The organism is Streptomyces sp. JLYT201, assembly GCF_059448825.1.
The window spans coordinates 6177712-6202202 of the sequence record NZ_CM182551.1 but is presented as its reverse complement, the minus strand read 5'-3'; the positions used below and the strand labels follow the sequence as shown (position 1 = coordinate 6202202).

The window sequence follows — 24491 nt, the reverse complement described above, 5'->3', positions numbered from 1 at the left end:
TCGGGTGCCGGTTGTGGTGGGCGGAGGCGGTTCGCCGCCCCGCTGGTCCGGTGGCGCCCGCGCGTGTCCGTCGTGACCCCAAGGAGGTCGCCTTGCTCGATCTGGCTCGGCTCAAGGCGCTGCACGCCGTGTCCGTGCACGGGACCGTCGGCGCGGCCGCCGCCGCGCTCGGCTACACGCCGTCCGCCGTCTCCCAGCAGATCGCCAAACTGGAGCGGGAGACCCGCACCACCCTGCTCGAACGCCGGGGGCGCGGCGTCGCGCTCACCGAGGAGGCGCTGCATCTCGCCGCTGCCACGCGGGAGTTGCTGGCCATCATGGAGCGTGCCGAGACGGAGCTGGAGGAGCGGCGCGGCGTGCCCGCGGGGCGGCTGACGATCATGGCGTTCGCCTCCGCGGCGCGCGGGCTGCTGCCCGGTGTCCTCGCCGAGCTCGCGCGGCGCCATCCGGCCCTGGACGCCCGGCTCTCCGAGGTCGAGCCGCATCTGTCGGTGGACCTCGTCGCCAAGGGCGTGGTGGACCTCGCGGTCGTGCACGACTGGGACATCACTCCGCTGGCCACGCCGCCCGGCGTCGACCAGGCCGTGATCGGCGACGACCTGTGCGACCTGCTCGTACCGGAGGGACATCCGCTCGCCGGGCGGGACGCCGTGCGGCGCACCGATCTGAAGGGCGAGCGCTGGGTCTCGCAGCCGCCGGGGCAGATCTGTCACGACTGGCTGGTGCGGACGATGCGGGCCGCCGGGTGCGAGATGGACATCGTCCACCAGGCCGAGGAGAACCCCACGCTGATCGCGCTCGTCGCCGCCGGGCTCGGCATCGCGCTGCTCCCCCGCCTCGGGCGCGGCCCGCTGCCGCCCGGTGTGGTCGCGGTGCGCCTCGACCCGCTGCCGATGCGCCGCCTGTACGCGGTGTGGCGGACCGGCGCCGCCCGGCGGCCCGCGATCGCCGAGACCGTACGGGTGTTGCAGGAGGCCTGGCCCGCATAGGCGCGGGCCCGCAGGGCGGCACCTGGGTCCCATCGGCACCGCGCGCACCGACTTCGCGCGTTCCGCGCCCCTCGGGGAACCCGGAGGGCGGCCCGCTCGTCCAACGGACACGCTGCCGGAGAGTCTCGCGAGCGGTGTCGGCATCGCTGCTGGCTGCGACCGCTGACCTCCCTCTCCGCCGCCCGCGGCCGGCAGCGAGCCGCCACCGGTGCGCCCCCTCCATTGCGCCGGTGGCGGCACCGTCCCCGGCTTCCTGAGCCTTGACCCGCCGCACGGCACGGGATATCCGTGGCAGGTGCCTCACGACTCTCTTGACGCTGCCCCTGTCACCGTGGACGACCCGCGTGCCCTCCTGGCCCGCATGACGCTCGAAGAGAAGGTCGGCCAGCTCTTCGTCCTGCACGTGTACGGACACCACGCCACCGAACCCGACCCCGCCGACATGGAGGTCAACGAGCGGGAGCTCGGCGTCCGCACCGCCGCCGAGGCCGTCGCCAAGTTCCGGCCCGGCGGGCTCATCTACTTCGGCTGGGCCCACAACACCCGTGATCCGCGCCAGCTCGCCACCCTCTCCAACGACGTGCAGCGCGTCGCCCTCGGGCAGTCGCCCGGGGTGCCGCTGCTGCTCACCATCGACCAGGAGCACGGCGTCGTCGCCCGCGTCGGCGCGCCCGCCACGCTCCTGCCGGGCGCGATGGCGCTCGGCGCGGGCGGCTCCCCCGACGACGTGCGCGAGGCGGCCCGCATCGCCGGCGTGGAACTGCGCGCGCTCGGCGTCTTCCAGAACTACGCGCCCTCCGCCGACGTGAACGTGAACCCGGCCAACCCCGTCATCGGCGTACGCTCCTTCGGCGCGGACCCCGACGCCGTCTCCCGCTTCGTGACCGCCCAGATCGAGGGCTATCAGAGTGCCGGGATCGCCACCGCCGCCAAGCACTTCCCCGGCCACGGCGACACCGAGACCGACAGCCACACCGCGCTTCCGCACATCCACCACAGCCGCGCGGAGTGGGAGGAGCTCGACGCCCCGCCGTTCCGCGCCGCGCTGGCCGCCGGGGTCGACGCCGTGATGACCGCGCACCTCGTCGTGCCCGCCCTCGACCCGGCGCTCGACCCGGCCACCCTCTCGTACCCGATCGTCACCGGCGTGCTGCGCGAACAGCTCGGCCACCAGGGCCTGGTGGTGACCGACTCGCTGTCCATGCGGGGCGTCCGCACCAAGTACGGCGACGACCGCGTGGCCGTGCTGGCCCTGAAGGCGGGCGTCGACCAGCTCCTGGACCCGCCGCAGCCGGAGCTCGCCTGGAACGCGGTCGTGCGCGCCGTGCGCGAGGGCGAGCTGAGCGAGGAGCGCATCGACGCCTCCGTGCTGCGCGTCCTCGAACTCAAGGCGAAACTGGGCCTCTTCGACGATCCGTACGTCTGCCTCGACGGCGTCGACGAGACCGTCGGCAGCAGCGCCCACCGCGCGACCGCCGACCGCATCGCCGACCGTACGACCACGCTCCTGCGCAACGACGACGGCCTGCTCCCGCTGTCCCCCGACACCCATCGCGACCTGCTCGTCGTCGGCGCCGACCCGGTGTCCCCGTCCGGCACGACCGGCCCGCCGACCGCCGTCCTCGCCGCCGCGCTCACCGACCTCGGTTTCGACGTCGCCGTGCTGAGCACGGGGGGTGCGCCTGCCAAGGAAGCCGTCGACGACGCCGTGGCCGCCGCGGCGGGGCGTGCCGCCGTGCTCGTCACGGCCTACGACGTCGCGGCGGGCGACGCGCAGCACGGCCTCATCACCGCGCTGACCGCCACCGGCGTGCCCGTCGTCACCCTCGCGGTCCGCACCCCGCAGGACCTGCCGGGCGCCGCCGCCCTCGCCACCTACTCCTGGACCGACGTCGAACTGCGCGCCGCCGCCCGCGTCATCGCGGGGCGCACCCGGCCCGCGGGCCGCCTGCCGGTGCCCGTGCCGCGCCCGGACGACCCCGGGCAGGTGCTGTACCCCATCGGCCACGGCCTTTCGTACGAGCCGTACGCCGCGTCCGACTGACGGGCGTACCGGCCGTACGCAGCGCGCGTCCCGCCCCGTCGCCAACGAGCGCAAAGCCTCCCGAGCGCCTGGCGTGCCCGCGCGTGGCGGGGTCACGCTGGGTACACATGGTCATGGGGCGGGGGGCTGCCATGTGGACGACCAGGGCGGAAGCGGCGTGCGGGGGCGCGCTGCTGGCCGCCGCCCTGGTCCTGGCGGGATGTCAGAAGTCCGGGGGCCCCGACGCCGCCTCGCAGCGGCCCGCGCTCACCGCGTCGCCCGGCGGGCACGGGGCCGTCTTCCTCGGCGTCGATGACTGCGCGTCGCGGGGGCGCGAGCGCGTCACGGAGGTGCCCTGCGGCAGCGAGCGGGCGGCCGCGCGCGTCATCGCCCGCCACGACGGGCCCGTCGGCGACGGGCCCCCGTGTCCCGCGCGTGCCGACTACGTCCTGCACATCAGCGAGCGCCGGCCCGCCGTCGACGAGGATGGCGACGGGGAGGTGTCGCGCGGGTACGCCTGCATGCGGAACCTGGAGCCGCCGCATCCCGGGGACCCCGGGGGCGGGGGCGGGCCCCGGACCGTCGTGGGCGACTGTGTGTACGGGGCCGGGCGGGGCGAGGTCCGTGAGACCCCGTGCGACGGCTCGGGCCGCCGGGCCCCGGAGTACCGCGTCGTGGCGGCCGTGGCCGCGCGACCTGCCTGCGCCCCCGGCACCGCCCTGTACGTGTCCTTGGGCGGCGCCCGCCCGGTCGGCTGCGCGGTCCGGGTGTGACCCTGCCGGGGGCTCCCCGATCCCGCCCCTTCCCGCTTCCTGGGGGCTCCGCCCCCAGACCCCCGCTCCTCAAACGCCGGAGGGGCTGAGATGTTGCCGCAACCGGCGACAGATCCAGCCCGTCCGGCGTTCGAGGACGAGGCGCGGAGCGCCGACTACGGCCGCAGCGTCATCTGGTCCTTGCGCTCACGGTCGAGCTTCGCGTCGTACGGGGCGGGCTTCGCCGCGGGGACTCCGGCCCAGGCGAGGATGCGCTCCGTGGCCTTGGCCCTGTCGGCGGACGTGAGCCCGGCGACGTTCGCCCCGTGGTTGCCGCCCGGCGCCGTGAAGACGTGGGAGTCGTGCTTGACCCCGCGCGCGGGGCGGAACGGCTCCGCGCCCCACGGGTCGTTCTCCCCGTACACGAACATCATCCGGTGCGAGTGGTGGCGCACCCAGCGGTCGACGTCCTTCATGGCGTGCTTCTGGAAGGTCATCGGGATGTCGCGCGGCACGAAGTTCCGCGGCGGCTGGTAGCCGTAGCGGCTCAGGTCGGCGAGCCAGGGCTGCTTGATGTCGGGCGAGCCGAGCTGGGTACCGGCCTGGTAGTAGTACGGGGTGTAGTACTCAAGGCCCTGGTCGGCGTAGGAGGACCAGCCGCCGACGTCCTCGATCCAGTCGAACAGGCCCTGGTCGGAGGCCGTCGCGGCGGTCGGCACCTTCCCGCAGGCGGTCGCCGACTGCTGGTACTGCCAGAAGCCCCAGTTCACGTCGAGGACGACGGCTTCGAAGGCCTTGTCGAGGTTGCCGATGGTCTTGAAGGTGTAGCCGTTGGCAGCCGCGTAGGAGGCGTACAGCTTCTCCAGGGGCTCCCGGCGCACCAGGGCCTCGCGCTGTACGGCCTCGATCTTCGTGCGGCACTCCTTGGTGCCGACGGTCTCGAGGAAGCGGTCGTAGGCGGAGTCTTCCTTGTTGTTCACGTCGTTGGGCGCGACGTAGGCGACGACGCCGTCCATGTCGCGCGGGTAGAAGCGCTCGAAGTAGGTGGCGGTCATGCCGCCCTTGGAGGCGCCGGTGGACAGCCACTTCTTCGGGTAGACCGGCTTGAGGGCCTCGAAGATGCGGTGCTGGTCGCTGGCGGCCTGCCAGATGTCGAGCTTCTTCCAGTCGGCCGGGGCCGGGCGGGACGGCGTGAAGAAGCGGTACTCCATGGAGACCTGGTTGCCGTCGATGATGCGGGTGGGCTCGGAGCGGCCCGGGTTCACGTTCAGGCCGTAGCCCGAGGTGTGGAAGACGGTGGGCCGGGCGGTGTCCTTGTGCAGCACGGTGATGCGCTGCTGGAAGGTGCCCTTGCCGGGGTGCCGGTGGTCCACCGGCTGGCGGTAGTTCAGGACGAAGAAGCGGTACCCGTCGTACGGCTTCTCCTCGATGAGGCTCATGCCCTTGATGGCGAGGAGCCGGTCCTTGATGTCGGTCGTGGCTGCGGGTGCCCCGGGCGTGGCGGCGGTGGCCGCCGTGGCTCCGGTGAAGCCTATGGTGCCTATCAGCACCACGAGTGACAGCACCCATCTGAGCGCCTTGCGCATGCGTCCTCCCCTGTCGGCGCGGCAATTCCCCGGAACCTAACGGAGCAACTGGTCGTACACCAGGCCGCATTGGCGACATAGGGGCGCTACACCGCCATCTCGGGCGGGGGAAAATTCACTGAGGGGACGGTCGTGTCCGCCCAGCGGACGCGTGTCCGGCTCCGGCCCGGCGCCGGGCGGTCAGCAGAGGATCCAGCCGGAGCTGACCCCGCGGCCGCTCACATCGCCCTTGACCCACACGCAGCGGTGGCCCGCGTGCACCTTCACCGGGCCCGCGAGGCGCAGGAAGCGGCCGTGGTCCCGCACCGGGCGGCTGCCGCGCGCCTGCACGCTGACGGACATGGGCTTGCGGTTGCGGGAGCTCTTGGCGTACGTCACGGCGCAGACGAAGCCGCGCTTCTTGTAGAGGACGACCTTGCCGGTGCTGAAGGTGAGGGTGCGGATCTTCTGGCCGGGACAGATCGGGGCGGCCTGGGCCGCGCCCGCGCCGGGTCCCACCAGCGTGAACAAGAGGGCAGCGGTGACCGCGGCGGCACCCCCCGCCACGCGGCGCCGTATCCGACCACTCTCCACGATGACCCCTCCCGCCACCCCGGCATCAGCGTACGGACGTACGGACGCCGGACAGGCATCCGACGGTTGCGGAATGGTGCCTGCCATTTTCCAGGTTTGACACAACTTCCCGAAGCCACCCGTGGTCGAACGGAGCAGAACGTGAAAGGCAGGACATCCCATGACTTCGATACGTCCGTTACGCCGCGGCTCCGGCCTTCGCCGGGCCCGTCCGATCCTCGCCGCCGTCCTCCTCGCCGCCGTGGCCGCCGTGCCGTCCGCGGCCTCCGCCGAGCCGGGCCAGGCACCCGCCCGCAGCGGCAGCCCGGGACCCGCCTACGAGCGGGTCGCCCACTTCTACGGCGCGTACGTCGACATGGCGAGCACCTCCGGCTCCGCCAAGGCCACCGCCGCCCTGCGCACCTTCTATCTGACGCCCGACCTGCGCGAGCGGCTGCTGGACTGGGAGCGCCGCCACGACGCCGACGGCGTGCTGCGCGCCCAGAACGCGCCGACCGCCTGGCGCGTGACCGCGGGCGACAGCGGCATGGGCAAGACGACCTCCACGGTGCGCCTGACCTGGGGCACCGGCCAGAGGCACACGTACACCTATCTGACGGTCCAGTCCGACCTGGCGACCCGCAGGATCACGGACATCAGGTCGGCGTACTGAGCCCGGCCGGGCTCAGGCCTCCACCGGGTCCCCCACGAACGTGCGCCACAGGCGCGCGTACCGGCCGTCGCGGGCCAGGAGTTCGTCGTGGGTGCCGTCCTCCGCGACCCGGCCGTGGTCCATCACGATCACGCGGTCCGCGCGGGCTGCCGTGGTCAGGCGGTGGGCGACCACCAGCGTGGTGCGCTTGCCCGCGATGCGGTCGGTGGCGAGGTTGACCTGGGCCTCGGTGGCCAGGTCCAGGGCCGCCGTCGCCTCGTCCAGGAGCAGGATGTCGGGGTCGACGAGCTCCGCGCGGGCCAGGGCGATCAGCTGGCGCTGCCCCGCCGAGAGGTTGCGGCCGCGCTCGGCCACCTCGTGCAGATAGCCGCCGTCGAGCGTGGCGATCATGTCGTGCGCGCCGACCGCGCGGGCCGCCGCCTCGACCTGCGCGTCGGTGGCGTCGGGGCGGCCGTAGGCGATGGCGTCGCGCACGGTGCCCGCGAACAGGTACGCCTCCTGCGGCACGACGCCGAGCCGGTGCCGGTAGGAGGTCAGGTCGAGGGACCGCAGGTCGGTGCCGTCGACGGTGACGCGGCCGTCCGTCGGGTCGTAGAACCGGGCGACGAGCTTGACCAGCGTGGACTTGCCCGCGCCGGTCTCGCCGACGAAGGCGACGGTCTGGCCCGCGGGGATGCGCAGGTCGATGCCGCTGAGCGCGGTCTCCCCCGCGGCGGATGCGACGGCGGGGCTTTCGACGGCGGCCGCGGGCGCCTCCCCCGCGTCGCCCCCGTACGCGAACTCCACGCCCTCGAAGGCGATCTCGCCGCGCAGGGAGAGCACCTCGAGCGGCTCGTCCGGGGCCTTCGTCGAGGTCGGCTCGCGCAGCAGCTCCTGGATGCGGCCGAGCGACACGGTGGCCTGCTGGTAGCCGTCGAAGACCTGGGAGAGCTGCTGCACGGGGGCGAAGAACAGGTCGATGTAGAGGAGGTAGGCGACCAGGGCGCCGGTCGTCAGGGTGCCCGCGTCCACGCGGTGCGCGCCCACGATCAGGACGGCGACCACCGCGGCCGAGGACAGCAGCTGCACGAACGGGAAGTACACCGAGATCAGCCACTGGCCGCGCACCCGCGCCAGGCGGTAGTCCTGGCTGCGGGCCGCGAACCGCGCGCCGCCCGTCCGCTCGCGCCGGAACGCCTGCACGATCCGCAGCCCGGACACCGTCTCCTGGAGGTCGGCGTTGACCACGGACACGCGCTCACGGGCTAGTTCGTACGCCTTCACGCTCGACCTGCGGAAGAAGTACGTGCCGACGACGAGCGGCGGGAGCGTCGCGAAGACGACGAGGGCGAGCTGGAGGTCGATCACGAGCAGGGCGGCCATGATGCCGAAGAAGGTGACGACGGAGACGAACGCGGTGACCAGGCCCGTCTGGAGGAACGTGGACAGGGCGTCCACGTCCGTCGTCATCCGGGTCATGATGCGGCCGGTCAGCTCCCGCTCGTAGTAGTCGAGTCCGAGGCGCTGGAGCTGCGCGAAGATCTTCAGGCGCAGCGAGTACAGGACCCGCTCGCCGGTGCGGCCCGTCATTCGGGTCTCGCCGGTCTGCGCCGCCCACTGCACGGCGACGGCGACGAGCGCGAGGCCCGAGGCCGCCCACACCGCGCCGAGGGCGGCCTGCGAGACGCCCTCGTCGATGCCGTGCCGGATGAGGACGGGCAGGAGCAGCCCCATCCCCGCGTCCACGGCGACGAGCAGCAGGCTCAGGAGCAGCGGGAGGCCGAAGCCCCGCAGCAGTCTGCGCAGGCCGTACGACTCCTCGGGGGCGACGGCCCGCGCCTCGTCGATGTCCGGTGTGTCGGTGGCGGGCGGCAGCGCGTCGACCTGCGCGAGCAGCTCGGGCGTGGCCGGGGCCCCGGCGAGCGCGGCGTCCTTCGGCTCGCGGTCGCCCGTCCACAGGCGCGGGGTGATGCCGCGCTCGGCGTCGAACTCGGCGTCCAGCTCGTCGCGTACGGAGGTGTCCTCGACGGCGCCGGCCGCGCGGGGCGGGGCGGTGTGGCCGGGCGAGACGCCGCCCAGTTCGTCGGGGTCGGTGAGCAGGCGCCGGTACAGCGGCGAGGTGCGTTCGAGCTCGGCGTGCGTGCCGATGGCGGCGAGCCGGCCGCCGTCCAGGACGGCGATGCGGTCGGCGAGGCCCAGGGTGGAGCGGCGGTGCGCGATGAGCAGGGTGGTGCGGCCCTCCATGACCTGCTTGAGCGCCTCGTGGATCTCGTGCTCCACCCGGGCGTCCACCGCGGAGGTGGCGTCGTCGAGCACCAGCAGGCGCGGGTCGGTGAGGATGGCGCGGGCGAGCGCGACGCGCTGGCGCTGGCCGCCGGAGAGGGTGAGCCCGTGCTCGCCGACCTTGGTGGCGTAGCCGTCGGGCAGCTCGCTGATGAAACGGTCCGCCTGGGCGGCGCGGGCGGCCCGCTCGACGTCCTCGTCCGTCGCGTCCGGGTGTCCGTACGCGATGTTGGCGCGCACGGTGTCGGAGAAGAGGAAGGAGTCCTCGGGCACGAGGCCGATCGCGGCGCGCAGGGACTCCTGCGTCAGCTCGCGCACGTCGTGGCCGCCGATGAGGACGGCGCCGCGCGACACGTCGTAGAAGCGGGGAAGGAGCAGCGAGACGGTGGACTTGCCGCTGCCGGAGGAGCCGACCACGGCGAGGGTCTCGCCGGAGCGGATCTCGAAGCTGAGCCCGTCGAGGACGGGGCGCCCCTCGTCGTCGTAGGAGAACGCCACGTCGTCGAACTCGACGGTCGCCGGGGCGTCGGCGGGCAGCTCCTTGGTGCCGTCCGCGATGGCGGGCCGGGTGTCGATGAGCTCCAGGACGCGCTCGGCGCCCGCGCGGGCCTGCTGGCCGACGGTCAGGACCATGGCGAGCATCCGCACCGGACCGACGAGCTGCGCGAGGTAGGTCGAGAACGCCACGAAGGTGCCGAGGGTGATCTCCCCCTCGACCGCGAGCCAGCCGCCGAGCGCCAGCATCGCGACCTGCCCGAGGGTGGGCACGGCCTGGAGGGCGGGCGTGTAGCGGGAGTTGAGCCGGATGGTGCGCAGGCGGCCCGCGAACAGCCTGCGGCCGACCTCGCGCAGCTTCCCGGTCTCCTGCTCCTCCTGCCCGAAGCCCTTGACCACGCGCACGCCGCTGACGGCCCCGTCGACGACGCCCGCGACGGCGGCGGCCTGCGCCTGCGCGTACCAGGTCGCCGGGTGCAGCCTGCTGCGGCTGCGGCGGGCGATCCACCACAGGGCGGGCGCGACGGCCAGGGCGACGAGGGTGAGCGGCAGCGAGAGCCAGGCCATGATCGCGAGGGACATCGCGAACAGCAGGACGTTCCCGATGGTCATGGGCAGCATGAACAGCAGGCCCTGGATCAGCTGGAGGTCGCTGGTGGCCCGGCCCACGACCTGCCCGGTGGACAGCTCGTCCTGCCGCCGCCCGTCGAGCGCGGTGATGGTGTCGTACATCTCCGTGCGCAGGTCGTGCTGCACGTCGAGGGCGAGGCGGCCGCCGTAGTAGCGGCGGACGTACGTCATGACGTAGACGAGGACGGCGGCGCCCAGCAGGGCGCCCGCCCAGGGGGCCATGGCGCGGCTGTGGTCGCCGATCACGTCGTCGATGACGACCTTGGTGAGCAGCGGGACGACGGCCATGACGGCCATGCCCCCGAGGGACGAGCCGAGGGCGAGCACCACGTCCTTGGGGTAGCGCCAGGCGTACCCCCACAGCCGTCTCGCCCAGCCCTGCCGCTCCGGCCGCTCCGTCACCGCGTTCCTCTCGCCGTCCTGACCTGCCGAGAGGCCCAACACGGCGGGGAGCCGATTTCATCCCGCCGCAACAAACGCGGCGGGATGAAGGGGCTCTTCGTCAGGACTGCGGGACCGGGACCGACGCCTCCTTCGGGGTGTCCGTCGGGGCGTAGCGCTGCGGGGCCTGGGTCAGCGGGGTCAGGTCCTTGTGGATGGCCCTGGAGACGCGCTGGATGGTGTCGACGCCGTAGTTCATGGAGCCGTTGCCGTGGGTGAGCACGGAGATCGTGTAGTCGTGGCCGCGGCCCTTGAAGGCGCCGATGCTGTGCACGCGCCAGCCGTGCGTGGCCCGGGGCAGCCAGCCGTTCTTGACGTGGGTCTTGACGCCGGTGGGGGCGCCCGCCGGGGTGCCCCAGCGCTGGTCGCGGACGACCTGGTTCATCAGCTTCAGGATGTAGGCGCGCGCGTTGTCGCTGAGCACGGAGTTCGGCGCGGTGACGAGGGCGAGCAGCTTCTGCTCGTCCTGGACGTTGATCCGGGTCAGGCCCCAGTAGCCGCCCGAGCCGGGCACGGTCTTGGTCATCTTCGCGGCGGCGAGGAACTTCTTGACCTTGCCCGCGCCGAGCTGGCGCCACAGCGCGCTGGTGGCGTTGTTGTCCGACTTGGTGATCATGGCCTTGGCGAGGCTGGACTCGCGGTCCGTCAGATACCGGTCGTTCTTCTTCGCGTCCCACAGCAGCGTGGCGAGCACGGTCACCTTGACGACGCTCGCCGAGTCGAACGCGGTGGTGCCGCGCAGGGTGCACGTCGTCTTGGTGGCCTTGTCGTGGAAGCCGACGGCGATGGTGCCCTTGCGGTTCTTCAGCGCGGCGTTGATGTCCTTGGCGAGCTTCTTCGCCAGGTCCGGCTGGGCCGAGGTGCACGTGACCTGGGGCGTCGCGGCGGCGGCCGGGGTGGCGACGGCCGTCCCCGCGACCGGCACGAGGACGGCGGCGACGACGCCTGCGCTCAGCACGCGGGCACGCCGGGATATGCGGTGAGTCATGGAGGTTCCCCCCGTAGTTCGGTACACGCGTGCGCCCCCGGCGCACGCGCATCCCATGACTCACCTACAAGGGTGAATGGTTGTACGACTGTGGGGCATCTGTCGCTGCCGTCTTCGTCACACAGGGGTCAGGCCGGGCCTTCACGCCTCGAAGGCGTACTCCAAGACGTACGCGGACGCGTCGAGGACCATCTCGTTGACTTCGACGGCACGCCCCTGCTCGTCGTACGCGGTGCGGCCGATGAGCATGACCGGCATGCCGGGCGACATGTCAAGGCGAGCGGACTCGTCGCCCTTGGGCATGCGTGAGCGGACCTCCTCGCGGAACCGGACCGGCCGGTGCCCGAGTTCTCCGAGCCTCGCGTACGTTCCGCCCGGACCGGTGTCCGGCTGGGCGATCGGCGTCCCGCTGACCAGTTCCGCCGACAGGTAGGAGACGGAGAGCAGCACCGGCTTGCCGTCGAGGACGAACCGACGTCGCCGTACGCAGACGCGGTCCCCCTCACCGAGTTCCAGAATTCCGGCCACCGCCGCCGGGGCGGCCTCCTCTGCCACCTCGACGGAGTCGACCACCAAGTCGCGCCCACCGACGTCGGCGGCCCAGATCGAGCGCCCCGAGCCCCACTGGGTGTGCGCGAGGCGCTCGACGCCGTGCCTGCGGATCGGCTTGAAGTCCCGGACGAACACCCCGGCACCTTTACGCGCTTCGACGAGCCCCTCCGCCTGCAGAAGCGCGAGCGCCTGCCGAGCCGTCATACGCGCGACGCCGTGGGCCGCCATGAGGTCGTTCTCACCGGGCAGCCGCTCCCCCGGCCCGTACTCCCCAGCCTCGATCCCCGCCCTCAGCTCCGCGGCGATGCGCTGGTACTTGGGCTGGCGTTCGCTACCCCGGCCGCTCATCCGGACCTCCTCCGATCATCTCTAGACACCTTAAGCACCGCGCGTCGCGGAACGCAGTCGGGCATCGAGCCTTCGCAGCCGATCCCATGCATCTCTAGAGATGTGTTGACACATCGAAAGGGACTCCGCTTCACTTTCACTAGCAACATCTCTAGAGATGTCCCATCAGGTCCGGAGCCCCACATGGAGGTACCTGTGTCAGCCCACACCGCGTCCGGGCAACCGGCAAGCTCCGGGGACTTCGAAGCCAAGTGGCAGCTGCCCCGCGTCCCCCGAAGCGCAGGCCATGCCCGTACTCTGCTGCGCGAGCAGCTCTCCGCGTGGAAGATCGACGGCGAAGTGGCGGACACTGCCGAGCTGTTGCTCTCGGAGCTGGTCACCGACTCCATCCAGCACGCGCGCGTTCCCGCAGGCCGCGAGATCGGCGTCCGGATCACCCATCGCGGACGGCGGTTGCGGATCGAGGTCGCCGACGCGAACGCCGCGCAGCCCGCGCCGTGCGAGGCGCGGGCTGATGACGAGCGAGGCCGGGGGCTCGCCCTGGTGGTCGCCTTGTCCGAACGGTGGGGCTGCTGTCAGCGCGCGTACGGGATCGGCAAGGCGGTGTGGGCGGAACTCAGGCTGCCGCCACCCCAGTGGTGATCAGCTCCCGCCGAGGTGCGTCGGTGCGAACATCCGCAGGAGCGCGGGCAGCACGACGACGCTCGGTCCCGGCGCGGCCAGGGCCTTCGCCAGGTCGTCCCGCAGCCGCTCCGGCGACGTCCGCACGCCCGGCACCCCGAACGACTCGGCGAGCGCGACGAAGTCGGGCCGGGCCAGCTCCGTGGCGGTCGCCTCGCCGAAGGCGTCCGCCATGTACTCGCGCAGGATGCCGTAGCCGCCGTCGTCGACGATCAGCCAGGTCACGTTCAGGCCGTACTGCCGGGCGGTGGCCAGCTCGGCGATCGAGTACATCGCGCCGCCGTCGCCGGAGACCGCGAGCACGGGCCGCGTCGGGTCGGCGGCGGCCGCCCCGAGCGCGGCCGGGAAGCCGTAGCCGAGGCCGCCCGCGCCCTGCGCCGAGTGCATGGTGTTGGGGCGCCGCGCGTCGAAGGCGGACCACGCCCAGTAGGCGAGGATCGTCATGTCCCAGAAGGACGGCGAACCGTCCGGCAGGGCGGCCCGCACCGCGGCGAGCACGTCCTGCTCCAGGGTCAGCTCCTGCCCGTCGATCCGCTCGCGGACCTTCGCGAGGACGGCCGCGACCCGCTCGGGCGCGGCCGGGTCGGGCCGCTCGCCCACCGTCTCCAGGAGCGCGGTCAGGGCGAGCCGGGCGTCGGCGTGGATGCCGAGCGCGGGGTGGTTGGACTCCAGCTTGCCGGGGTCGGCCTCGATCTGGACGACCCGGCCACGGGGCGCGAAGGTGTGGTAGTTCGAGGAGAGTTCGCCGAGCCCGGAGCCGACCACGAGCAGGACGTCGGCGTCCTCCAGGAAGTCGGTGGTGTGCCGGTCCTCCAGCCAGGACTGGAGGGACAGCGGGTGCTCCCAGGGGAAGGCGCCCTTGCCGCCGAAGGTGGTGACGACCGGCGCGTTCAGCTTCTCGGCGAGCGCGCGGAGCTTGCCGGAGGCGTCGGCGCGGACGACCCCGCCGCCCGCGATGATCACCGGGCGCTCGGCGCGCGTCAGCAGATCGGCGGCCACGGCGGTCAGCTCCGGGCGCGGCACGAGGTCGCGCGGCGTCGCGTCGACGGCGGTGACCTGCGGCAGCGTCGTTTCGGCAAGCAGCACGTCCTGCGGGATCTCCACCCACACCGGGCCGTGCGGCGCGGTGAGGGCCGACTCCCAGGCCGCCGCGATCGCGGACGGGATCTGGGACTGGGTGCGGACGGTGTGGACGGACTTGACCACGTCCCGGAACGAGGCCTGCTGGTCGCGCAGTTCGTGCAGATAGCCGTGGCGCCCGCCGCCGAGCCCGGCGACGGGGACCTGGCTGCCGATGGCGAGCACCGGGGCGCTCGCGGCGGCGGCCTCCTGGAGCGCGGCGAGCGAGGTGAGCGCGCCCGGCCCCGTCGACAGGAGCAGCGGCGCGACCTCGCCGGTCACCCGGCCGTACGCGTCCGCCGCGAAGCCGGCGTTGTTCTCCACGCGCAGGCCGACGTAGGCCAGGTCGGAGCGGCGCAGCGCGTCGAACATGCCGAGGGCGTGCTGCCCCGGCAGGCCGAACACGGTGGCCGCGCCGAGCCCGCGCAGGGTCTCGACGACGAGGTCGCCGCCGTTGCGCCCGGCGGGCGGGTGGAGGGCGGCCTCGGTCTGCGCGGCGGTGGGCCTCAGTTCCAGGTCGTGGTCGTGGGTCACTTGGCGCGGGCCTCCGCGATCTGGCGGGACATGATCGTCGTCAGTTCGTACGCGGTGTGGGACGCGGCCACGGCGGTGATCTCGGCGTGGTCGTAGGCCGGGGCGACCTCGACGACGTCGGCGGAGACCAGGTTGCAGGAGGCCAGGCCGCGCAGGATCTCCAGGAGCTCGCGGGAGGTCATGCCGCCCGCCTCCGGGGTGCCGGTGCCCGGGGCGTGGGCCGGGTCGAGGCAGTCGATGTCGATGGAGATGTACAGCGGCCGGTCCCCGATGCGCTGGCGCAGCTGGTCGGCGACCTCGTCGGCGCCGCGCCGGTAGATGTCCGACGAGGTGACGATGCCGAAGCCCATCTTCTCGTCGTCGGTGAGGTCCTTCTTGCCGTACAGCGGGCCGCGGGTGCCGACGTGGCTGAGGGCCTCGGTGTCGAGGATGCCCTCCTCCACGGCCCGGCGGAACGGGGTGCCGTGCGTGTACTCGGCGCCGAAGTACGTGTCCCAGGTGTCGAGGTGCGCGTCGAAGTGAAGGAGCGCGACCGGGCCGTGCTTCTTCGCCACCGAGCGCAGCAGGGGCAGCGCGATGGTGTGGTCGCCGCCGAGGGTCATCATCCGGGCGCCGGTGCCGAGCAGGTCGTCGGCGGCGGCCTCGATGGTCTCCACGGCCTCGTTGATGTTGAACGGGTTCGCCGCGATGTCGCCGGCGTCGGCGACCTGGGCGAGCGCGAACGGGGACGCGTCCTGGGCCGGGTTGTACGGGCGGAGCAGGCGGGACGCCTCCCGGATCGCGTTGCCGCCGAAGCGGGCGCCCGGACGGTAGGACACACCCGTGTCGAAGGGGACGCCGACGACCGCCACGTCCGCGGTGCCGACCTCGTCGAGGCGGGGCAGGCGGGCGAACGTCGCGGGGCCCGCGTAGCGCGGGATCCGCGAGGAGTCCACCGGGCCGCGGGGCTCGGCGGAGGCGCCCTGGGGGGTGTTCTCGGTGCTGCTCATGGTCGGTGTCTCCTGGTGTAACGAATGTGCGTAAACAGTGTGAACCCTCACGGGTGTGCCCCGGACCCGCCCCTTCCCGAACAAGGGGGCTCTGCCCCCTTGGACCCCCGTTTGTCGGCGCTCCGCGCCTCGTCCTCAAACGCCGGACGGGCTGGAACTGTCACCGGTTGAGGCAGGGTTTTCAGCCTCTCCGGCATTTGAGGAGCGGGGGTCTGGGGCGGAGCCCCCAGGAATCGGGAAGGGGCGGGGTGGGGGAGGAAGTCAGGCCGTCACGGGCACCTCCGCCTCGGCCTCGCGGCCGGCGACCCGGTCACGCCAAGCCGCGAGCGTCCCCGCGTCGGTGGGGCGGGTGGACAGCGAGACGGCCACGTACACCACGAGCGAGGTCAGCAGCCCGTAGTAGATGGGCTCGTTCGCGAGGATTCCGTAGTGCCACATCAGGCCGATCACGGAGAGCCCGCCCGCGACGACCGCGGCGAGCGCGCCCGCCCCGGTCCCCCGCCGCCACAGCAGCCCGCCGAGGATCGGCACGAGCAGCCCCCCGACGAGCAGGTTGTACGCGACGGTCAGCGCCTGGACGACGTCGTTGAGGGCGATGGAGACGCCGATGACGCCGACGCCCATGACGAGGATGAAGGCGCGGTTGCCCTTCACCTCGTCGTGCGGGTCGCCCTGCGCGGACGCGCCCCGCAGCCGCGACCAGATGTCGTTGTTGGCCACGGTCGCGCAGGCGATGAGCGCGCCGGACGAGGTGGACATCACGGCGGCGAGCGCGGCGGCGAGCACCAGGCCCCGCACGCCCATGGGCAGTTCGTCCTTGACGATGGTGGCGAAGGCGGAGTCGGGGCTGGGCAGGTTCGGGTACATGACCTTCGCGGCGGTGCCGATGACGGCGCCCGCGAGCGCGTAGACGAGGCAGTACGTACCGGCGACCGTGCCGCCCCAGCGGGCGACCTTGTCGCTGCGCGCGGTGAACACCCGCTGCCAGATGTCCTGCCCGATGAGCATGCCGAAGGTGTAGATCAGTACGTAGGTGAAGATCGTCTCACCGCCGACGCCGAACGGTTCGAAGTACTCGCCGGGCAGCTTCGCCTTCATCTCGCCGAAGCCGCCCGCCTTGACGACCGCGATGGGCAGCAGGAGGAGCAGCACGCCGATCGTCTTGACGACGAACTGCACCATGTCCGTGAGCGTGATCGACCACATGCCGCCGAGCGTGGAATAGGCGACGACGATGGAGCCGCCGATGACGATGGCGAGCGTGCGGTTCACGTCGAACAGGACGTCGAAGATGGTGGCGTACGCGATGGTGGAGGTCACCGCCAGCATCAGCGTGTAGCCCCACATGACGACGCCGGACAGCACGCCCGCGCGGCCGCCGTAGCGCAGGTCGAGCATCTCGGAGACGGTGTAGACCTTCAGCCGGGCGATGCGGGCGGAGAAGAAGACGGAGAGGGCGAGCAGGCCCAGGCCGATGGTGAAGACCATCCAGGCGCCGGACAGGCCGTGCGTGTAGCCGAGGCCGACGCCGCCGATGGTGGAGGCGCCGCCGAGGACGATCGCGGCCATCGTGCCGGAGTACATCCACGGCCCCAGGCGGCGGCCCGCGACCAGGAACTCGCTCTTGGACTTGGCGCGGCGCATGCCCCACCAGCCCATGGCCAGCATCCCCGCGAGATAGACGACGATCACCGCATAGTCGACAGCCATGGGTATCTCTCCTTCACGCGCCTGAGGGGGACGACCTCGGTGTGACGGTCGACACGACCCTAGGTGGCCGGAAAGCATCGCTGAAGTGTACGTTTCCTCTACTTTTCCCGGCCCGGATGGAGGGATCATCCACCATGGCGGAGTCCAGCCCGCCCCCGTCGGCCCCGTCCCCGTCGGCCCTGCCGCCGTCGGCCCCGCCGCCGTCGCCCCCCTCTCCCTCGGCCCCGCCCACGCCGCCCGTCCCGCTGACCGCCCTGCTCGCCCGCGACGGCCTCGGCCTGCGCCAGATCGCGGGCCCGGACGCGGCGGCCGCCGACATCCACTGGGTGCACACCTCGGAGATGGCCGACCCCTACCCGTACCTCCTGGGCGGCGAGCTGCTCCTGACGGCCGGGGTGCACGTGCCGGACACGGCGGCCGCCGGGCCGCTCCTCGACACGTACGTGTCCCGCATCGTGGCGGCGGGCGGCGCGGCCCTCGGCTTCGGCGTCGCCCCCGTGCACGACACCGTGCCGCGCGCGCTGGTGGAGGCCTGCGACCGCCACGGCCTGCCGCTGCTCGAAGTGCCGCCGCAGACGACGTTCAGCGGGGTCGCGCGGGCCGTGTGGCAGCTGATGGCGGAGGCCAGGCACACCGAGCTGCGCCGCGTCGCCCAGGCGCAGCAGGGCCTCGCGGCCGCCGCCGCACGGCCCGACCCGGTGCCCGCGCTGCTGCGGCAGCTGGCCACGCGCCTCGACGGGTACGCGGTCCTGCACACCGCCGACGGAACGCCCGCCCAGAGCGCGGGCACCCCGCCGGGCGAGGCGGCCCTGGCCGCCCTGGACCGGCTCGCCGGGGTCGTGCTGCACCCGGCCGAACCCCGCCCGGCCCCCGCCTCCGGCACGGACACCGTCGGCACCACGCACCTCGCCGCGTACGCGCTCGCCGGGCCGCAGGGCCTGGCCCTCGGCGTCGCGACGCCGCGCCGCGAGCCGGGCGACCACACCGTCACCCAGGTCGCCGCCGTCCTGCTCGCCCTGCTCACCGCGCCCCACCAGGGCGCCACCGAGTCCGCGCGCTCCGCGGCCCTCGTCCGGCTGTTGCTCGGCGCGGGCCCGGACGAGGTGGCGTCCCTGCTGGGCGCCGACCGCTGGACCGTGGTCCACGCGCGGGCGCAGCGCGGCTCCGGCACGCCGGCGCCCACCCCCGCGGCCCTGGCCACCGCGCTCGGCAGCACCCTCGTGGACCCCGGGCCCGAGACCACCGCGCTGCTGCTGCCCGCCGACCGCGAGGTCACCGCGCAGGGCGGCTGGACCCTCGGGGTGTCCGCGCCCGCCGCCGCCGAGGCCCTCGCCGCCGCCGACGCGCAGGCCGCGCGGGCCGTGCGCAGGGCCGTGGCGACCCGCGTCCCGCTGGTGCGGCACCGCGAGACGGGCCTGGCCGCCCTGGTCGCGCCCGCCGAGGCCGACGCCCACGCGCGCGTGCTGCTCGCTCCGCTCGGCGGCAGCGCGGCCCTGACCGAGACGCTGCGCACCTGGCTCTCCCTGCACGGCAGTTGGGACCGCACGGCGAGCGCCCTGTCGGTGCACCGCAACACCGTGCGCCAGCGCGTCGCCCGCTGCGCCGCCCTGTTGGACGCCGACCTGGACGACCCGGACGTACGCATGGAGCTGTGGTTCGCCTTGAACCACCCCGGCTGACGAGGCCCGAAGGGGCGCGGGGCGGCACCACTCCGTGGCTCCGCCACATGGGTGCGAGGGGCCGACGGCACAATGGACCCATGCCGACACCGACCCGCGCAGCTCTCGTAGACCACCTCGTCCGCACCCGCATAGCGGGCGACGTGGCCACGCCCCGCGAGAACAACCTCGACCACTACCGCAAGCTCGCGAACGGCGACCGTCACTACTGGCTCGGCCTGGAACTCGACGACCGCTGGAGCGACGAGCAGGACGTGCTCGCGGTGATGGCCGAGCGCTGCGGCGTGATCGACGACCCGCTGCACCGCCAGGGCCAGGACACCATCGACCCGGAGCTGACGGTCGACGCCCTGGAGCGGATGGCGGGCCGGCTGCGCAAGGCCGCCGATGCCAAGGAGCGCGTCCTGTTCGCGACCGGCCACCCGGGCGGCCTGCTCGACGTGCACCGGGCGACGGCGGCCGCGCTGCGCGCGGCGGGCTGCGAGATCGTCGTCATCCCCGACGGCCTGACGGCGGACGAGGGCTTCCTCTTCCAGTTCGCGGACGTGGCGGTCCTGGAGCGCGGCGCGACGCTGTGGCACACGCACTCGCCGGAGCCGATGAACGCGGTCCTGGACGGCCTCCTGCGCGCCGAGCGCCCCCTGCCGGACCTGGTCGTCGCCGACCACGGCTGGGCGGGCCGCGCGGGCCAGCGCGGCATCGACGCCGTCGGCTACGCGGACTGCAACGACCCGGCCCTGTTCATCGCGGAGGCCGAGGGCACGCTCCAGGTGGCGGTCCCCCTGGACGACCACGTGACGAGCCCGCGCTTCTACGACCCGATGACGGCCTACCTGCTCGACGCGGCGGGCCTGCCGCAGGCCTGAGCGGGGCCCGTCAGGGCCTCGGCACCCGGACGACGCCCTCCTGGATGACGGTGACGGCGAGCTTGCCGTCCCGGGTCCAGATGCGGCCCTGGCCGAGGCCCCTGCCGCCGCCCGCCGACGGGGACTCCTGGTCGTACAGGAGCCACTCGTCCGCCCGGAAGGGCCGGTGGAACCACATCGCGTGGTCCAGCGACGCGCCCACGACGTCCCCGACGGCCCAGCCGCCGCGCCCGTGCGCGAGCAGCACCGAGTCGAGCAGCGTCATGTCGGACACGTAGGTGGCCAGGCACAGGTGGAGCAGCGACCCCGCGTGCTCCCCCGCCAGCTTGCCGTTCGTGCGGAACCAGACCTGGGAGCGCGGCTCCCGGGGGCGTCCCACCGTGCCCCACGGCGGCAGGTCCGCGTACCGCAGGTCGACGGCGGCGCGCGCCTCGACCAGCCGCCGGGCGACGTCCGGCGGCAGGTGCAACGGCAGCGCCTCCGCCGCCGTGGGCAGCGTCTCCGGGTCGGGCGCCGCGGGCATCCCCACCTGGTGTTCGAGCCCCTCCTCGTACGCCTGGAACGACGCCGACAGATGGAAGATCGGCTGGCCGTGCTGCACGGCGACGACGCGGCGCGTGGTGAAGGAGCGCCCGTCGCGGATGCGGTCGACGGTGTAGACGATGGGCGCGCCGGGGTCGCCGGGGCGCAGGAAGTAGGCGTGCAGGGAGTGGGCAGTGGGGCCTCCCCTGCTCGAGCGAAGCCGAGAGCTTGGGGAACTGTCGTCCGGTACGGTGCGGCCCGCCGCGACCAGAGCCTGGGCCGCGACCTGGCCGCCGAAGACGCGCGGCACCAGGGCCGAGCGGCTCACCCCGCGGAAGATGTCCTGCTCGACCCGCTCCAGGTCGAGCAGGACGAGCAGGTCGTCCAGGGGGCCGCGAGCGCCGTGGGCCCCGTTCTCCTCGCTCATGGGCGGGGTTACAGGCCCATCGACTTCGCGATGATCATCTTCATGACCTCGCTGGTGCCGCCGTAGATGCGGTTGACGCGGTTGTCGGCGTACAGGCGGGCGATCGGGTACTCGTTCATGAAGCCGTAGCCGCCGTGGAGCTGGAGGCAGCGGTCGATGACGCGGTGCGCGACCTCGGTGCAGAAGAGCTTCGCGGACGCGGCCTCGGCCGGGGTCAGCTCGCCCGCGTCCAGGGCTTCGAGGGCGCGGTCGGCGACGGCCTCGGCGGCGTCCACCTCGGCCTGGCAGGCGGCCAGCTCGAACTTGGTGTTCTGGAAGGAGGCGACGGACTTGCCGAAGACCGTGCGCTCCTGGACGTACTCCTTGGCGAACCGGACGGCGGCCTTGGCCTGCGCGTAGGCGCCGAAGGCGATGCCCCAGCGCTCGGAGGCGAGGTTGTGCCCGAGGTAGTAGAAGCCCTTGTTCTCCTCGCCGAGGAGGTCCTCGACGGGGACCTTGACGTCGACGAACGCCAGCTCGGCGGTGTCGGAGACCTTCAGGCCGAGCTTGTCGAGCTTGCGGCCGACGGAGTAGCCCTCGGACTTGGTGTCCACGGCGAACAGCGAGATGCCGTGGCGGCGGTCCTCGGCGCCGGGCGCGGCGGTGCGGGCGCAGACGATCACGCGGTCGGCGTGCACACCGCCGGTGATGAAGGTCTTGGCGCCGTTGAGGACGTAGTGCGTGCCGTCCGCGGAGAGCTTGGCCGTGGTCTTCATGCCCGCGACGTCGGAGCCGGTGCCCGGCTCGGTCATGGCGAGCGCCCACATCTCCTCGCCGGAGACGAACTTGGGCAGGAAGCGCTTCTTCTGCTCGTCGGTGGCGAGCATCTGGATGTACGGCAGGCCGAGCAGCACGTGCACGCCGGAGCCGCCGAAGGAGACGCCCGCGCGGGCCGTCTCCTCGTACATGACGGCCTCGAACTTGTGCGAGTCGATGCCCGCGCCGCCGAACTCCTCCTCGACGCGGATGCCGAAGACGCCGAGCTCGGCGAGCTTGTAGTAGAAGTCGCGGGGCGCCTGGCCCGCCGCGTACCACTCGTCGTACACGGGCACGACCTCGGCCTCGATGAAGGCCCGGACGGTCTCCCGGAATGCCTCGTGGTCCTCGTTGAAGACGGTACGCCGCACGGCTGAGCTCCCTGGGTCACGGATCCGGCCAAGCGCCGTTGGCTAAGCGCTTGCTCAGGTCGAGGTTACCCATGGGTTTCCGTGACCGTCCAGAGCGAAAGCCGTAACCGGCGGAGGCGCGGGCCCTCGTGGCCTTCGGCCTTTCTCGTCCTCAAACTCCCCCAAGCTCTTAAGGAGCAGGGAGGTGCCCCCTCGACGGGCTTGAATTCACCCCGGACGGGCTCGGAAGTGCCGCCGCCAGCGCCCCTCGGGCCAGCCTGTGCAGCAGGGCCGCCGTCTCCTCCCTTCCGGGGCGCCCCAGGTGCGGCGTCGAATTGAGGAGCCCGAACACCGCGTGTACGGACGCGCGCGCCTCCACCTCCGGCAGCCCCGGATACACCTCGCGGACGGTGGCCACCCACAGCTCCACGTACTGCCGCTGGAGCTGGCGCACCATCTTGCGGTCGCTGTCCCGGAGGCGGTCCAGCTCGCGGTCGTGGAGAGTGATGAGCGGACGGTCGTCCAGGGCGAAGTCGATGTGGCCCTCGATGAGCGAGTCCAGGGCGGCGACGGGCGAGCCCGCGGCCTCCGCGGACCGGCGCTTGCCCCCGGTGAGCAGCCGCTCGCTGATGCCGACGAGCAGCTCGGCGAGCATCGCGTCCTTGCCCGGGAAGTGGCGGTACAGACCGGGGCCGCTGATGCCGACGGCGGCTCCTATCTCGTCCACGCCGACCCCGTGGAAACCGCGCTCGGCGAAGAGCCGGGCGGCTTCCTTGAGGATCTGCTCGCGGCGGGTGGGGGCGTCGGTCCTGGTGGCCATGGAAACGATTCTAGACAGGGCCGTTAGCGGTCGTTAACCTGAAGTCCTGACGTTAACGCTCACTAACCCGGGGAGCACAGCGGATGCAACAGGCACCGGTCCTCACGAGCGCGGCGGACCCCGCGTCGGACGCCTGGCGGGCGAACGAGTCGGCGCACGCCGCGCTGGTGGCCGAGCTGCGCGGCAAGCTCGCCGCCGCCCGGCTCGGCGGCGGCGAGCGCGCCCGGCAGCGGCACGTGGCGCGCGGCAAGCTGCTGCCGCGCGACCGCGTCGACGCGCTGCTCGACGCGGGCTCGCCGTTCCTGGAGCTGGCCCCGCTCGCGGCGGACGGGATGTACGGCGGCGACGCCCCCGCGGCCGGCGTCATCGCGGGCATCGGCAGGGTCAGCGGCCGCGACTGCGTGATCGTGGCCAACGACGCCACCGTCAAGGGCGGCACGTACTACCCGATGACGGTCAAGAAGCACCTGCGGGCCCAGGAGATCGCCCTGGAGAACCGCCTGCCGTGTCTGTATCTGGTGGACTCCGGCGGCGCCTTCCTGCCGATGCAGGACGAGGTCTTCCCCGACCGCGAGCACTTCGGGCGGATCTTCTACAACCAGGCCCGGATGTCCGGCGCGGGCATCCCGCAGATCGCGGCGGTCCTCGGCTCCTGCACCGCCGGCGGGGCGTACGTCCCGGCGATGAGCGACGAGGCCGTCATCGTCCGCGGCCAGGGCACGATCTTCCTGGGCGGCCCGCCCCTGGTGAAGGCGGCCACCGGCGAGGTCGTCACGGCCGAGGAGCTCGGCGGCGGCGAGGTCCACTCCCGCGTCTCCGGCGTCACCGACCACCTCGCGGAGGACGACCCGCACGCGCTGCGCATCGTGCGCACGATCGTCTCCACGCTCCCCGCGCGCGGACAGCTGCCCTGGGAGGTGCGGCCCGTCGAGGAGCCGAAGGTCGACCCCCTCGGTCTGTACGGCGCGGTGCCGGTGGACTCCCGCACCCCGTACGACGTGCGCGAGGTCATCGCGCGCGTGGTCGACGGCTCCCGCTTCGCCGAGTTCAAGGCGGAGTACGGCCAGACGCTCGTCACCGGCTTCGCGCACATCCACGGCCACCCGGTGGGGATCGTCGCCAACAACGGCATCCTGTTCTCCGAGTCCGCCCAGAAGGGCGCCCACTTCATCGAGCTGTGCGACCAGCGCGGCATCCCGCTGGTGTTCCTCCAGAACATCTCCGGCTTCATGGTCGGCAAGGACTACGAGGCGGGCGGCATCGCCAAGCACGGCGCCAAGATGGTCACCGCCGTGGCCTGCGCCCGCGTGCCCAAGCTGACCGTCGTGGTCGGCGGTTCGTACGGAGCGGGCAACTACTCCATGTGCGGCCGGGCCTACTCGCCCCGCTTCCTGTGGATGTGGCCGAACGCCAAGATCTCCGTGATGGGCGGCGAGCAGGCCGCGTCCGTGCTCGCCACCGTCAAGCGCGACCAGCTCGAAGCGCGCGGCGAGCCGTGGTCGCAGGAGGACGAGGAGGCCTTCAAGGCCCCCGTCCGCGCGCAGTACGAACAGCAGGGCAACGCCTATTACGCCACGGCACGCCTGTGGGACGACGGCGTCATCGACCCGCTGGAGACCCGCCAGGTGCTCGGCCTGGCCCTGACCGCGTGTGCCGGTGCGCCCCTGGGCGAACGCGGCTTCGGCGTCTTCCGGATGTGAGGGGCAGA

General features: G+C 72.9%; 19 protein-coding genes. 8 read left to right on the top strand and 11 right to left on the bottom strand.

What is annotated here, in order from left to right; all coding sequences use genetic code 11:
- The first annotated feature begins 92 nt into the window (after positions 1-92).
- The 3 genes from AC5WAM_RS26040 (at position 93) to AC5WAM_RS26030 (ending at position 3785) form a co-directional block, all read left to right on the top strand.
- On the top strand, positions 93-989 hold the full coding sequence (locus AC5WAM_RS26040; RefSeq protein ID WP_495518966.1) for a LysR family transcriptional regulator: 897 nt from the start codon (positions 93-95) through the stop codon (positions 987-989).
- A gap of 295 nt (positions 990-1284) precedes the next feature.
- The gene (locus AC5WAM_RS26035) at positions 1285-3033 is read left to right on the top strand and encodes a glycoside hydrolase family 3 protein (RefSeq protein WP_495518965.1); all 1749 of its coding nucleotides are present in this window, start codon (positions 1285-1287) and stop codon (positions 3031-3033) included.
- A 131-nt stretch (positions 3034-3164) separates the two neighbouring features.
- Positions 3165-3785, top strand: a complete 621-nt coding sequence (locus AC5WAM_RS26030; RefSeq protein WP_366792689.1) for a hypothetical protein — start codon at positions 3165-3167, stop codon at positions 3783-3785.
- Positions 3786-3940: 155 nt separating this feature from the next.
- Here the strand turns inward: AC5WAM_RS26030 and AC5WAM_RS26025 are convergent, their stop codons facing one another.
- Positions 3941-5350 carry a S28 family serine protease gene (locus AC5WAM_RS26025; RefSeq protein ID WP_495518964.1) on the bottom strand — a complete coding sequence of 470 codons (1410 nt, stop codon included), beginning with the start codon at positions 5348-5350 and terminating at the stop codon, positions 3941-3943.
- Between the two features lie 180 nt (positions 5351-5530).
- Entirely contained in the window at positions 5531-5923 is a 393-nt protein-coding gene (locus AC5WAM_RS26020) for a hypothetical protein (RefSeq protein WP_366792691.1), read from the bottom strand.
- Positions 5924-6083: 160 nt separating this feature from the next.
- Here AC5WAM_RS26020 and AC5WAM_RS26015 point away from each other — a divergent pair, with 160 nt between their 5' ends.
- Complete coding sequence (locus AC5WAM_RS26015) at positions 6084-6575, top strand: hypothetical protein (RefSeq protein WP_495518963.1); 492 nt, start codon at positions 6084-6086, stop codon at positions 6573-6575.
- A gap of 12 nt (positions 6576-6587) precedes the next feature.
- On the opposite strand, the gene AC5WAM_RS26010 is transcribed toward AC5WAM_RS26015, so the two are convergent.
- From AC5WAM_RS26010 to AC5WAM_RS26000, 3 genes are all read right to left on the bottom strand, one after another.
- The gene (locus tag AC5WAM_RS26010) at positions 6588-10364 is read right to left on the bottom strand and encodes an ABC transporter ATP-binding protein (protein WP_495518962.1); all 3777 of its coding nucleotides are present in this window, start codon (positions 10362-10364) and stop codon (positions 6588-6590) included.
- Between the two features lie 100 nt (positions 10365-10464).
- Entirely contained in the window at positions 10465-11391 is a 927-nt protein-coding gene (locus tag AC5WAM_RS26005) for a serine hydrolase (RefSeq protein ID WP_366792694.1), read from the bottom strand.
- Between the two features lie 141 nt (positions 11392-11532).
- Positions 11533-12291, bottom strand: a complete 759-nt coding sequence (locus tag AC5WAM_RS26000) for a GntR family transcriptional regulator (RefSeq protein ID WP_495518961.1) — start codon at positions 12289-12291, stop codon at positions 11533-11535.
- 195 nt (positions 12292-12486) lie between these two features.
- On the opposite strand from AC5WAM_RS26000, the gene AC5WAM_RS25995 reads away from it, so the two are divergent.
- Entirely contained in the window at positions 12487-12933 is a 447-nt protein-coding gene (locus tag AC5WAM_RS25995; protein ID WP_495518960.1) for an ATP-binding protein, read from the top strand.
- Here AC5WAM_RS25995 and AC5WAM_RS25990 read toward each other — a convergent pair whose 3' ends face one another.
- From AC5WAM_RS25990 to AC5WAM_RS25980, 3 genes are all read right to left on the bottom strand, one after another.
- Positions 12934-14625, bottom strand: coding sequence for a thiamine pyrophosphate-binding protein (locus AC5WAM_RS25990; RefSeq protein WP_495518959.1), 1692 nt, complete (start codon positions 14623-14625; stop codon positions 12934-12936).
- Positions 14622-15614, bottom strand: coding sequence for an agmatinase (gene speB, locus AC5WAM_RS25985; RefSeq protein WP_366792696.1), 993 nt, complete (start codon positions 15612-15614; stop codon positions 14622-14624). The genes AC5WAM_RS25990 and speB overlap by 4 nt, the downstream gene beginning before the upstream one ends.
- Positions 15615-15875: 261 nt before the next feature.
- The gene (locus tag AC5WAM_RS25980) at positions 15876-17324 is read right to left on the bottom strand and encodes a sodium:solute symporter family protein (protein ID WP_495518958.1); all 1449 of its coding nucleotides are present in this window, start codon (positions 17322-17324) and stop codon (positions 15876-15878) included.
- 134 nt (positions 17325-17458) lie between these two features.
- On the opposite strand from AC5WAM_RS25980, the gene AC5WAM_RS25975 reads away from it, so the two are divergent.
- Both AC5WAM_RS25975 and AC5WAM_RS25970 read left to right on the top strand, forming a co-directional pair.
- On the top strand, positions 17459-19003 hold the full coding sequence (locus tag AC5WAM_RS25975; RefSeq protein WP_495518957.1) for a PucR family transcriptional regulator: 1545 nt from the start codon (positions 17459-17461) through the stop codon (positions 19001-19003).
- Between the two features lie 80 nt (positions 19004-19083).
- Positions 19084-19869 carry a phosphatase gene (locus AC5WAM_RS25970; RefSeq protein ID WP_366792699.1) on the top strand — a complete coding sequence of 262 codons (786 nt, stop codon included), beginning with the start codon at positions 19084-19086 and terminating at the stop codon, positions 19867-19869.
- Positions 19870-19879: 10 nt separating this feature from the next.
- Here the strand turns inward: AC5WAM_RS25970 and AC5WAM_RS25965 are convergent, their stop codons facing one another.
- From AC5WAM_RS25965 to AC5WAM_RS25955, 3 genes are all read right to left on the bottom strand, one after another.
- Positions 19880-20818, bottom strand: a complete 939-nt coding sequence (locus tag AC5WAM_RS25965; RefSeq protein ID WP_495518956.1) for an acyl-CoA thioesterase — start codon at positions 20816-20818, stop codon at positions 19880-19882.
- An 8-nt stretch (positions 20819-20826) separates the two neighbouring features.
- Positions 20827-21984, bottom strand: coding sequence for an acyl-CoA dehydrogenase family protein (locus AC5WAM_RS25960; protein WP_366792701.1), 1158 nt, complete (start codon positions 21982-21984; stop codon positions 20827-20829).
- A 169-nt stretch (positions 21985-22153) separates the two neighbouring features.
- Positions 22154-22783, bottom strand: a complete 630-nt coding sequence (locus AC5WAM_RS25955) for an SACE_7040 family transcriptional regulator (RefSeq protein WP_495518955.1) — start codon at positions 22781-22783, stop codon at positions 22154-22156.
- 83 nt (positions 22784-22866) lie between these two features.
- Here AC5WAM_RS25955 and AC5WAM_RS25950 point away from each other — a divergent pair, with 83 nt between their 5' ends.
- The gene (locus AC5WAM_RS25950) at positions 22867-24483 is read left to right on the top strand and encodes a carboxyl transferase domain-containing protein (protein WP_366792703.1); all 1617 of its coding nucleotides are present in this window, start codon (positions 22867-22869) and stop codon (positions 24481-24483) included.
- The last annotated feature ends 8 nt before the right edge of the window (positions 24484-24491 follow it).